We start from the raw sequence: 12,108 nt of genomic DNA on the forward strand, positions 1-12,108 counted from the left end.
GAGCAGGATTTGAACCTACGACCTTCGGGTTATGAGCCCGACGAGCTACCAGACTGCTCCATCCCGCGTCTGAACTGATTGTAAGTAACGCTATTGTTACCTGAGTACTGACATCTTTGTCTGTACTTTTTGAAAGCATTTGCTTTCTATATAAAATCTGATTTATACAGATTTTCTAACTGGTTGCGGGAGCAGGATTTGAACCTACGACCTTCGGGTTATGAGCCCGACGAGCTACCAGACTGCTCCATCCCGCGTCTGAACTGGTTTGAAAGACTACAGGTTACTGCGTGGTGCCTCTCAAGTGGTGCGTATTATACATAGCGTTTTGCCCTTAGCAAGGGGTCTTTTCACAATTATTACCGTTTTTTGACTACCTGTTGTTTAATCCAGCAACCTGCGGTAATTTTGCACGAATTTAGCGGAATTTTTCCATTTTGTCTGCCAGCGTAAAATCCAGCTCACTCAAACCGTCGACATCGTGAGTCGTTAATGTCACTTCAACCCGATTATAAACATTAAACCATTCAGGATGATGTTTGAGCTTTTCCGCCCAAATGGCAATCTGACTCATCCAGCCAAACGCACGAATAAAACTTTTAAAAGTAAATGTTTTGGAAATCGTGTCACCGTCGCGCGACCATTTTTCATCGTCATTAAGTGACGCATTCAAAGAATCCAGTGCATCCTGTATCTCGGACTCTGATAACCGTGATGTCATTCTTTGCTCCCTTTTTTCATTGCTGCGATGTTAGTAGTAACGCTAACGCAGGTAAGTTAGATCATCCTCAGAGTACTCTGCTTGTGCGGCAGTGCAAGGTGACACACCAAAATCATATACCAGCAGCTGGTAGTTTGCGTTTACAAAAAAAGCCCGGTCATCACCGGGCTTTGGTTTCAAACTGATTTGGTAATCAGAATTCTACTGCCAGTCTCGCATACAGCTGGCGTCCGCGAGGATCGTGCACTTTTGAGTCAAACCCACTGTTAGTAAATACCTGAGGAGGCTCCTCATCAAAAATGTTAATGCCACCTAATGTAAGAACGTAGCTTTGCTCAGTATCAAAGAAAGCACCAACGTCGACATTGTATTGCGCATCGACTGTAACGTGGCTGTCAATCTCATAGAAACCGTCAGCACAGCCGCCAAGGTTCGCAGTGCCATCTGCACAGTTCTGATCATCGTCATATGATGAGATGTACCGAACAAATATATTCGCTGCATGGATATCGTTAGACCAGTTTAATCCTACGTTAACTCTGAGCTCAGGTGATGACACCCCAATGTTATTGAAATTACGACGTCCTGCACCATCGATAGCGCCTGCCTGAGGGTCAACCAGGTCGTACTTTGTCACATAAGTAGCGTTGATTGAGGGTGTAATGAAACCCAAATCGGTTTCCATCTTATAGCTACTGACAAAATCAATGCCCGATGTTTCCAGCGAACTTGCATTTACGAAGGTGTTATTAACCTGAATTAGCGGGCCCGTCTCCGGATCACCTGCACGCACAATACGGTCAGGATCTGACGGGTTGCTGTTAAGTACTGCCTGCGCATTCTCCTGGATGATCAAATCCTCAAACTCGAAATTCCAGTAGTCGAGCTCAATTGACAGATCCTGGAATGGCTCAAAAGAAAGCCCAAGGTTGTAGGCCGTCGACTCTTCAGGCTTAAGATTTTCATTACCCGAGGTACGCACTGCCACAAATGCCTGCGCTTGTTGTACTGGGTCGACCAGCTGTTGTAGTGACGTAGAGCCACCGTTTCTTAAGAACACAGTCGGGGCGCGGAACGAGGTAGAAATAGAACCGCGGAACGAAAGTGTATCGGACGCACGATAGGAAAATGCCAGTTTAGGATCCGTCGTACTGCCAATTGTGCCGCCGTAGTCCTCGTGACGAACGGCCAGTTGCACGTCCAGATCTTCGGTTACCGGCAATGCCAGTTCGGCAAAGATTGCCCAGACATCCAGCGATCCTTCAAAATCGGGGTTACCGATGACAAAGGTAAAGCTGTCCTGATTGGCCAGTTCGTCATAATCCTGACTTAGCTGTTCTTCACGGTACTGTGCACCGAGCGCCAACGCGGCAAACCCCGCATCCATTTCAAACACATCGAATGACGCGAAGCCTTCAATCACTTCCAAATCAGACTTGGAATCAATAACCTCACGCGCCGTAAACGAATTAACCACATAGTCTGAGTTTGGTGCTGTCGTGTAAGAGTTAGCAAACGGGTTAAAGTATTCGCAATCCCCTTCGCCGGCAGTCCCGGTTACCGGATTACATTGCGAACCACCAAAGCCCTGAAGTGCGAGTTGAAATTCAGTATTGAGTACATCCGGAACCATAAACAGGAAGTCATTCACTGCCCGGGTGTAACTGATCTCCCAGAAACCGTTCTCTAACTCGCCCTGTAAATTGGTGCTGAATCTGAATGTATCCGATTCAGTATTTGCCGGATCCCCGTCAAAGCCATTACCTTCTGCGCGGCCAAAGAACGCCACGTCCTGTCCGAACGGGTTGTACGGATGCGAAGCCGGTACAATTGGCGAGGTCAGAATAGGGAAGCTGGGGGCACCGCCACGCTCTGCGCGGTTTCTCGCATAGCCAAATTCAGCTGTCCAGGTAAGTGTATCAGAAAGCGCATAAGTCGCTTTGGAGTAGACATTAGTGCGTGTCTCATCTGGCACGTAAGAGTAGTAAGGCCCAAAGTCAAAGCCACACAATCCTACTTCAAGACCAGGGATAGTCCCGCTCGGTGCACGCAAATCCGGATAGCCGCCAAATTCTTCACACCCATAGGGGTCGATAATAGGTAAAGCCCCGACCCCTGGCACGTTAATGAAGTATGAGCCAGGATTACCGAGTGCACTGGTATCATCCTGAGGCCGGCTTAGTCTTCAATCGCTGATAAACAGTGGCGAACGATTTGTGTAACTGATGGCAGCCATGACATTACCTTTGTCGTTAGATGCCCCCCATAAGCCCTGCAGTACATATTCTTTATTGTCACCGTGCGCACCGTCCTGGTAATCCATCGTGACCATAGCGCCGTCATAATCACGCTTGGTAATAAAGTTAACTACACCGGCGACCGCGTCAGAGCCGTATAAGGCAGAGGCACCGTCTTTGACCACCTCCATACGATCTATGGCAATCATTGGTACCAGTGAGCTGGTATCGACGAAGTTAAGTCCCTCGTTAGTTTGCTGCGCATTGACTACCTGACGCTTATTATTAAGAAGTACCAGCGTAGAGGCCACGCCCAGACCGCGTAAGTTGATGTTTGACGTCCCGGCCGTCGCATTTTGGGTAAAAGCGTCCGGATTATTTTCAGAACCGGAGTTAATTGTCAGCGTTTGCGTTATATCTGCGATGTTTTTCGCCCCTATGGCATCTATTGCCACGCTATCGACCACAGCCAGCGGCGAGGGCGATTCAAAATTCTCACTGCGGCGAACAAAGCTTCCCGTTACCAGGATAAGTTCCATATCTCTGGTTTGTTTTTCTTCTTGTTCTGATTCTTCCTGAGCGAAGGTAAACGTAGGATAGCTGAACAGGCTGGCGCCGATTAAAGCAGCCAGCGCGGTTTTGCGGGTATTTAGTCTCATTGTAAAGTCCCATTGTTAGCTTATCACTACCAGCTATCACATCACTCTGTTAGCGACAGGCTTCTCTGTTCCAGTATGTGTTTTTGCTTTTCTTTTAGGTTTGATGATTTTTTCACCATCACACTGATAGTATGTAGGCCCCTGAGATTTGTAAATTTTTTGTTAGTAATAAGTTTATATAATTTACACGGATGGTCTGACCACTTGAGTTTAAAGTAGCGTGAATATCTTGCCGACACGGGTCGTAAATTTTTCCCGCTGACATTCTCTGATAGCACTCTCAAACGACACGGTAAACAAAAAGCCTTTTAAAAATAGAAGGTTAGAATACTCCCCGCACTTAATAAAGAGGTTGTGAAACCGGTATGGTTTTTGAAACGTTCTCGCTGATTAAGAATTTCAGATGGGAGAAGCATGGATTTTCCGGAGCTGGATAAGTTTTACAAACTCATCAATGAAAAGCTGGAAGGTTGGGTAGAGAGCGGAATTAAACACCTGCCAAACTTGGTAGTGGCGATCCTCATTGCCATTGCGTTCGGCATTCTGGCTAAAATCGTGGGTAATGTGGTAGGCCGGGTCATGCGCCGGGCTTTTGAATCTAAGCAGATTGCCGGGCTTCTTACTTCTATTATTAAAACCATCATAGCTGTCGCCGGTATTTTCATCGCGCTGGATTTTGTTGGTCTTCAGGGCACGGTGACTTCCCTTCTGGCGGGTGCCGGGATAGTTGGGCTGGCCATCGGTTTTGCATTTCAGGATATGACCGAAAACCTGATCGCTGGGATTGCCATGGGCATCAGGAAGCCTTTTCAGATTGGTGATGTCATCGAAGCGGAAGGGGTATTTGGCAAAGTAGAAGAAATTAACCTTCGCAATACATTAGTTGAAACGTTTTACGGTCAACTGGAAATAATTCCGAACAAAATCCTGTTCAGAAATATTGTGACGAACTATAGCATTCGGGGGCACCGCCGCATTGAAGTGCCCGTGGGGATTAGTTATGCGGATGATCCCCAAAAGGCTGCCGACGTCATCGTCGAAGCAATGAATGAGCGCAAATACGTCATCAAGCATGACGAAACCGCGGTGTATGCGGCCTCATTTGGCGATAGCGGTGTAAATCTGCTGGTCTGGTTCTGGATAAAATACCCCGGCGATCATGGCTTTATGCAGGTAAGACACGATGCGGTGGTAACCGTGAAACGGGTATTAGAAGAAAACGACATTCTTATTCCGTTCCCTATTCGTACTCTGGATTTTGGCGCCAAAGGCGGGGAAAAGCTAAACAGCATGTTATCTGATGTTCGTGATACATCGGAAGCGAAAAACAGCAATACCAACTCGAATAACTCCAGCGCCGATGCATCCGGCAGTGATGATGGCGCTGAAGGTGAGAGCAACTAATTTAATCAAACCAAATGGAGTGAATTATGAAATCACTATTGAAAACAAAACGTCTGCGTTCAAGTTACACTGTTTTAGTGCTGGCATTTTTGGCAAGTCTGGCATCAGGTTGCGCCACTATTGAAGGCGCAGGCGAAGATATTGAATCAGCGGGTGATGCGGTAGAAGATGCAGCTGACGACGCATCTTAAGGCTGCTCAATACGCTTATAAAAAGGCTGCGTAGTACGCAGCCTTTTTTATTTTCTACTGACGCACCAGGGCTAATACCAATCCGTAACAAAGTATGATCAGCCAGCCGGCACCTCGACTGCGAGCATCAGAAATGTACCTACCAACGCGGGTTTGTCACTTCCTTTAATCGAACATGTTGCCGATACATGAAAGAGCGTACCGGATGGCTTTGTCGTGCGCTCCGTCACTTTAAATGCAAATCGAATCTGACTGCCTACCCTGACAGGCTCAAGAAAACGCAGATTATCTATTCCGTAATTAATAACGGACGCAATTTTTTCACTGCTGCCAAGCACCGAAGAAAACGCCTGAGGCAACATGGACGCAGTCATAAATCCGTGTGCTATCGTCGTGCCGAACGGGCTTTCCTTCTCACAGCGCGGAACATCAATATGTATCCATTGATGGTCGCCGGTAGCGTCTGCAAACTGATTCACCGCATTTTGAGAAACATCAGTCCAATCTGGCTGGATTAGTTCATCACCAACCTGTAAGTCTATGAGGCTTTTCATATTATTTTCTTCTGTTTATTAAACCGTAACAAAAATGTACTATTGATTGGTTGAATAATTCAATTAACTTTTAATAATATGAACTTATAAATAAAACGCGTACACTATCGTTGCATTAACGCTCTGCTAACGGACTGTCAGACATGAACCTGAATCGAATTGATCTGAACCTCTTTGCTGTATTCGACGCCATTTATACGGCAGGAAGTTTAACCAAAGCCGCAGATGTGCTTTGTATTACCCAGCCCGCGGTCAGTAATTCACTGGCGCGATTACGCGAAATGCTGAATGACCCATTGTTTGTGAGAACGGGTCATAGTATGACGCCAACGCCTGTCGCGCAGAATATTATCGTACCTGCCAGACAAGCGCTGGCGTTGCTGCGTAAAAGCGTTCAGGAAAGCCATACTTTTGACCCGCTGACCGCAGAAAAGGCATTCAATTTTGCCAGCAGAGATTTGCTGGAAGTTAGCATTATGCCGCGGCTTATGGCCCGGTTACAAAACCTGGCTCCCAATATTAGTCTGACAAACTATGAAATTAACCGAAGCCAGGTTGTCTCAGCGATGGCGAGTGGGACCCTTGATTTTTTTGCCGATGCATCGACCTTCACCGACCCACACCTTTGCAAAGAAAGAATCGCTGAAGATCGCTTCGTAGTGATGGCCAGAAAGAATCATCCGGCGTTGAAGCACGGATTGGACGTAGATACATTTTTACGCCTCGGACACATTAACGTTTCGCATCGAAAATCAGGTGCAGGTCCCATTGATATTGCGCTGGACAAAATGGGCAAACGCAGGAAAGTCGCGATGCGCGGTCAACATTTTCTGACTGTACCCAGTACCATTGTCAAAACTGATTTGATAGCTTGTCTGCCTTATCATCTGGCCAAGCATTACGATCTGGCAATTTATGAAATGCCTTTCGACATTCCTCCTGTTGAATACTACCTGTATTGGCACGTCAGTGCCGATCATGATTACGCACATATGTGGATGCGGGAGCAAATTATGGAAGTTGCAAAGGCTTACAAACCACATTAACGACAGGCCTGTTTTTGTAAAATTTATTTTTTCACAAACAGTTACCTTCTCCGGGGTATAAAAAATAATACCCCGGTATTATTCAGGTTATTCTTCGATTACTTTTCATACGATTTACTTGCGCTACCGGCCGCCAGGTAACGCCGGAGTATGAGAGGAATTAATCATGTTGAAAAATGTTAAATACCCCCTGTTTTTGTCGCTAACCCTTGTCGCTTCGCCTTTCGCTGCAGCTGATGTGAATCAGGCACTCGCAAACATCTGCACGATTGTTCAGGCTGACGACAAAGGGGAATTAAGAAAGAAAATGCGAATGGTAGAATCAGACTATCGTATGAAGCTAAAAGACTACTATTCCGGCGTTAGCTGCAGTGGCAACAGCCTTATCCGAACAGCGGCATTAAACAATGCTATTGAGACAGGGACGCTACTGGTAAAGAAAATGCCACGCGGAGATCTGTCAGCACCTGAGGCTGATGGAAAAACCTTACAGGCCTGGTTAACCGAACAGGGGCTTCAGGATAGTCCGCTGGCAGCGGTGATTAACGAAAGAATGTAGCAGGCTTGCTATAGCGAGCAAAAGGTTATCAGAAATTTACCTGGCAACCGAATGTTATAGAAGCCGGTGATAAGCCGGCTTCGTTATCTGCCCCACGAGTCACCATCCTTTTATCTACACTGGCACCCTGGACATAAACCCAAGGTAAAATAAGACTCCTCTACGTTTGTGACAAAACAGCGCAATCATCAGCGATCGCTTTCACAAATGCGCGATACACACCCGTAAATGATTGTCTGTCTTTACTCTTATTTCAGGCGGTCACTACAGGGAACTGCAAAGCAGACTGCATGCCCTACCCTCGCGGCTGGTTTACGACTTGCTTTCCCGAACTATTCTGCGACTCGCCACGTACCTACCTTCCGGTATAACAATAAATCACGGGGTTGATGTCGGCTCATCGTAAATGCTCTTTATAGCCTGATGAACACCCTCATCACCGTTTCGGATATAAGGTAGAAATATGACAGATGAACAGCACGCTACACCTAAGCTTTTACTTGCACTTACGCCTGTTGTTCTGACACTTTTTATACTGGGAACACAGATATTTTACTTCGGCGTATTTGAACCCCACATTCCTCTGGCAATTGGCGTGGCGCTAATCAGCATTGTTGGCGTATATCTGGGTCTTACGTGGGAAGAGATTCGGGCGGGCATTTTCAAAGTTATCCACGTGGCATTGCCATCAGTCAGCGTACTGATTGTCGTAGGCATGATTATCGGTATCTGGATAGCAAGTGGAACCGTGCCCACCATTATTTACTACGGATTAAAAACCTTATCACCCGAGATTTTCCTGGCAGCAGGAATGGTGATATGTGCAGTGGTATCCGTGTCTCTGGGCACAAGCTGGGGAAGTGTCGGAACGGTCGGCCTGGCGCTGATGGGTATCGGTGAGGGGTTTGATATTCCCATGTACTGGACGGCCGGGGCAGTGGTATCCGGCGCGTTCTTCGGTGATAAAATCTCGCCACTTTCCGATACCACAAACCTTGCTCCTGCGGTGACGGGTACCGATGTGTTTTCTCACATTCAGAATATGATGGCTACCACCATTCCCGCCATGTTGATCGCGTTTCTGATTTATGTCGGCGTCGGCTTTTTTGTGATTGATACACAAAGTGTGTCGTTCCAAAAAATAGAAGGGATCACCAACGCGCTGGAAGACAATTTCTATATTTCTGTCTGGGCATTGCTGCCTGCTCTCGTGGTAATGGTGCTGGCGTTGATGAAGTTTCCGCCTCTTCCCTCGCTATTTGTGGGGGTTGTGGTAGGTGGCGCATTCGCCATGATTACGCAGGGTCAAGGTCTGCAGGCGGTGTTTGATTATGCAAACAACGGCTACTCGATTCAAACAAACATAAGTGAGATAGACAGTTTACTTAATCGTGGTGGCATTCAATCTATGATGTGGACCATATCTCTGGTGCTCATTGCTCTGGCTTTTGGTGGCGCGCTGGAAACCACAGGATGTCTGCGAAGTATTATTAACTCGATAAAGAGCAAAGCAAGGACGTTTGCCGGAACACAGGTTGCCGCTGTGGGCACAGCGTTTTCAACCAACCTGGTGGCGGGCGACCCTTACCTGTCGGTCGCATTACCTGGACGTATGTTTTCTCCCGTATACCGCGGCATGGGTTACTCGACCCTGAATTTATCGCGGGGAATTGAGGAAGGCGGCACCTTAATGTCTCCGCTTATCCCCTGGAACGCCGGTGGTGCTTTTGTCATATCAGCTCTCGGTCTGGGGATTTCTGGTGATAGTTTAGAAAACCTGCTCTATATCCCTCTGGCATTTGCATGCTGGACGGCACCAGTCATAGGCATTTTTTACGCCTACATGGGTTGGTTCTCGCCTAAGGCCACAGACGAAGAACGCAAGGAGTGGGAGTCATCAGGCGCTGAAATTGCAAAGTTTAATGATGATGGTACGCCGGTCGCCAATTAGGTAATCCCCGATACACCCACCGGCAACGGTGGGTGTAGTAGCCAGACCGCGTTTCTGGCTATACCCTGAGAAGTGAGCCCCTTATTTAAAACGTAATGACCACGAGTTGCTTTTGAAACTCGCTCACCTCCACGTCCGACAATTGTGCCTCCCCCCATTGAGCAATTGCTTTTTTATAACCCGAATGGCTATTACGGTTGTTGTTACCAGAGCTTGTTTATCTTTGTTCAGTGTTTATGCAGTGGGACACTGTCAACTGAGAGAGCGGGTTTTACAGATTAAAGTCCTCTCTTCAGAATCACCACGATTCTATTATTGAGGTAACACCTGAGCGGGCAGTGCCAGTAAATTGGGATCTCATCAATTCGTAAAACGCATCTAACAGAACGATCTGTCGAGCAGGTGTCTTTGTTACACGACATTTTTATCGATATCTATCGACATTATTTCTGTTGGAAACAGTAAGAAACCACAAAATAATGATTTCAACACGAAATGATCCTTTTTTATTCAACTTTAGTCTTAATTGCTTAACTGATTCTTTTGGAAATCACATTAGAAAAATTAAACCTTTAAAAACAAAAGGTTAAATTCAACCCAGAGTGCGAAATAGCACGTTTATTGCGCTAAATATGAGTATAAAAAAACATACCTTAGTATACGATGTATTATTTTTCATCATATTCATTTGTACTTGAATAGATTGCGAACAAACAAACACAACCACTAACCGAAGGAAATTAACCATGTTGAAAATAGTTAAAACTTCTATCGTAATCGCAGCTTCTACTCTGGCTTTCTCTAATGCAGCGCACGCTAATATCAATGACGCACTGGCGAATATCTGTAATATCGTTCAGGCAGACGACAAAGGCGAACTGCGTAAAAAAATGCGTCGCGTTCAATCAGACTATCGTTTGAAGCTACACGACTACTACACTGGTATCTCATGCAACGGAAACAGCCTTATCCGCTCTGCAATTGAAAACAATGCAGTAGAAGTCGGTACCTTGCTGGTTAAGAAAATGCCAAGCCGCGATTTGCAAGAGCCGGAAGCCGACGGCAAAACGCTTCAGGCGTGGATTGCAGAGCAAGGTCATCAGTCAAGTCCAATCGCAGTTGAACTAAAAGACCGCATTTAATTACAAAAACGCTATTCACACCATGTGAGACCATTTCAACATGGTTGCGGAGTCCGCCTCCGCACTCGTGGCCCCTCTCGGGGCCACACCCTTTTCCCCGCAACACCTGTATCAATACTAATACCTTAGTATAAACCTGCTGATAGCCGGCAAATTAAACTTCGGGTCTAATCCGCACCGTTAAGTCATGAGGTATGACTTTGTCGAGGATTATTACCATGTTGAAAATTGCGAAAATCTCTTTACTGGCTGCGACTCTTGGTCTGGGCTACACCACGACAGCGTCAGCGGATGTGTCATCTGCGCTGGCTAATATCTGTACCATTGTTCAGGCTGATGACAAAGGCGAGCTGCGCAAAAAAATGCGTGACGTAGAAAACGACTACCGCCTGAAACTGAAAGACTATTACACAGGTATCAGCTGTGACGGCAACAGCCTGATCCGCACTGCACTGCTGAATAACGCGGTTGAGTCGGGCACGATGCTAATCAAAAAAATGCCTAAAACTGATCTCAATACGCCAGAAGCGGACGGTAAAACACTTCAGGCATGGATTGATGAAAATGGAATGCAGGCAAATCCGATTGCACAGGCACTTTCAGAACGCATCTAATCTACTAAGTTAGCAGGGGCGAATCGTCCCGACCATGCTGAACGCTTTCAACATGGTATGTGGGTAACACCACACCTCAGGCGCCTTCGGGCGCCTATTTTATTTCTTCTGAAATACGAACAGCTACCCATTCAGGATACTCCCGGTGAAGCCAGTGACTGGCATCATCATGATATTCCAGTGTGAGGTCTGGCACCCAGGCCGACAACGCTTCCGTGACCTGCAGGCAAAATGCGGTATCTTTCTTACCCCACAGCAACCTGGTGGGTTGCGAAATGCGGATATCAGGAATATGCAACGTGACGCTTTCATCCTTATCGGGGATCGCCTGCGGAAGCATGCGATAATACGCGAGCATGGCATTGATGCGTCCGGGTAATGACCACGACTGTTTCAGCTTTTCAATATACTCTTCATCCGGTGCACGTGAGCGCAACATATGGGTCAGCAGCGCGTAATCAGAGTCGATAAGCTTCTTTGCTGCGTCGGGCGCTGTCAGCGTATGTATGTAGGCACTTTTCTCACGCTGCTCCACATTATTTTGCAACTCGCGGGAGAATGCGCCGGGATGAGCGGCATTGAGGATCACTAATCGGTTAATCAGCTTTGGATTGAACGCAGCCAACGGCCAGGCAATCACGCCGCCCCAATCATGCCCTACCAGAGTAACCGGTCTGTCACCCGCTACCTTTTCAATAAATTGCGACATTCGTGCAACCAGAGCCGGAACCGCGTAATCACTGTCATTATCTAACGGCTCAGAGTTCGCATACCCTGGCAGATCGGGGGCAATAATGGTCGCCGTTTCCGGCAGCAGTGCGATTACCTGCTCCCAGGCGAATCCGGCTTCCGGAAAGCCATGAAGCAGTACGCAAACAGGACCGCCGGGCTCAGAAGCCTGCCTAATCAGATACGACAATGGTTTGCCGTCAATCATGCATTCATTACGTTCCATGGCTTTCTCCTTTCGTTTTTATTTGTCACGATTCACGGACTAAATGCTGTCAATTCTGACTGTTTTCGACACAGG

At 46.9% G+C, this 12,108-nt stretch carries 10 protein-coding genes, 1 tRNA gene and 1 pseudogene; 7 read left to right on the forward strand and 5 right to left on the reverse strand.

Annotated features, from left to right (window positions below; translation table 11 throughout):
- Positions 1-180: 180 nt before the first annotated feature.
- The 3 genes and pseudogenes from JKP77_RS14900 to JKP77_RS14910 all read right to left on the reverse strand — a co-directional run bounded on the left by JKP77_RS14900 (position 181) and on the right by JKP77_RS14910 (position 3,617).
- Positions 181-257, reverse strand: a tRNA-Met gene (locus JKP77_RS14900).
- 161 nt (positions 258-418) lie between these two features.
- Positions 419-721, reverse strand: coding sequence for a 4a-hydroxytetrahydrobiopterin dehydratase (locus tag JKP77_RS14905; protein ID WP_218311956.1), 303 nt, complete (start codon positions 719-721; stop codon positions 419-421).
- Between the two features lie 193 nt (positions 722-914).
- Positions 915-3,617 (reverse strand): annotated as a pseudogene (locus JKP77_RS14910) (TonB-dependent receptor domain-containing protein).
- 414 nt (positions 3,618-4,031) lie between these two features.
- Here JKP77_RS14910 and JKP77_RS14915 point away from each other — a divergent pair.
- Both JKP77_RS14915 and JKP77_RS14920 read left to right on the forward strand, forming a co-directional pair.
- The gene (locus JKP77_RS14915) at positions 4,032-5,021 is read left to right on the forward strand and encodes a mechanosensitive ion channel family protein (protein WP_218311957.1); all 990 of its coding nucleotides are present in this window, start codon (positions 4,032-4,034) and stop codon (positions 5,019-5,021) included.
- A 26-nt stretch (positions 5,022-5,047) separates the two neighbouring features.
- On the forward strand, positions 5,048-5,212 hold the full coding sequence (locus JKP77_RS14920; protein WP_218311958.1) for an entericidin A/B family lipoprotein: 165 nt from the start codon (positions 5,048-5,050) through the stop codon (positions 5,210-5,212).
- Positions 5,213-5,310: 98 nt separating this feature from the next.
- On the opposite strand, the gene JKP77_RS14925 is transcribed toward JKP77_RS14920, so the two are convergent.
- The gene (locus tag JKP77_RS14925; protein WP_218311959.1) at positions 5,311-5,766 is read right to left on the reverse strand and encodes a MaoC family dehydratase; all 456 of its coding nucleotides are present in this window, start codon (positions 5,764-5,766) and stop codon (positions 5,311-5,313) included.
- 143 nt (positions 5,767-5,909) lie between these two features.
- On the opposite strand from JKP77_RS14925, the gene JKP77_RS14930 reads away from it, so the two are divergent.
- The 5 genes from JKP77_RS14930 to JKP77_RS14950 all read left to right on the forward strand — a co-directional run bounded on the left by JKP77_RS14930 (position 5,910) and on the right by JKP77_RS14950 (position 11,078).
- Positions 5,910-6,812 (forward strand): LysR family transcriptional regulator, encoded by a 903-nt coding sequence (locus tag JKP77_RS14930; protein WP_218311960.1) that lies wholly within the window; start codon positions 5,910-5,912, stop codon positions 6,810-6,812.
- Between the two features lie 166 nt (positions 6,813-6,978).
- Positions 6,979-7,371, forward strand: coding sequence for a DUF3718 domain-containing protein (locus JKP77_RS14935; RefSeq protein ID WP_218311961.1), 393 nt, complete (start codon positions 6,979-6,981; stop codon positions 7,369-7,371).
- Between the two features lie 463 nt (positions 7,372-7,834).
- Entirely contained in the window at positions 7,835-9,322 is a 1,488-nt protein-coding gene (nhaC, locus tag JKP77_RS14940) for a Na+/H+ antiporter NhaC (RefSeq protein ID WP_218311962.1), read from the forward strand.
- Between the two features lie 746 nt (positions 9,323-10,068).
- Positions 10,069-10,464, forward strand: a complete 396-nt coding sequence (locus tag JKP77_RS14945; protein ID WP_218311963.1) for a DUF3718 domain-containing protein — start codon at positions 10,069-10,071, stop codon at positions 10,462-10,464.
- A gap of 218 nt (positions 10,465-10,682) precedes the next feature.
- Positions 10,683-11,078 (forward strand): DUF3718 domain-containing protein, encoded by a 396-nt coding sequence (locus JKP77_RS14950; RefSeq protein WP_218311964.1) that lies wholly within the window; start codon positions 10,683-10,685, stop codon positions 11,076-11,078.
- Positions 11,079-11,172: 94 nt separating this feature from the next.
- On the opposite strand, the gene JKP77_RS14955 is transcribed toward JKP77_RS14950, so the two are convergent.
- A complete protein-coding gene (locus JKP77_RS14955) occupies positions 11,173-12,033 on the reverse strand; it encodes an alpha/beta fold hydrolase (protein WP_218311965.1) in 861 nt (286 codons plus the stop codon).
- Positions 12,034-12,108 lie beyond the last annotated feature (75 nt).

It is taken from the genome of Alteromonas antoniana, from assembly GCF_019249295.1.
In the GTDB taxonomy this organism is placed as follows: domain Bacteria; phylum Pseudomonadota; class Gammaproteobacteria; order Enterobacterales; family Alteromonadaceae; genus Alteromonas; species Alteromonas antoniana.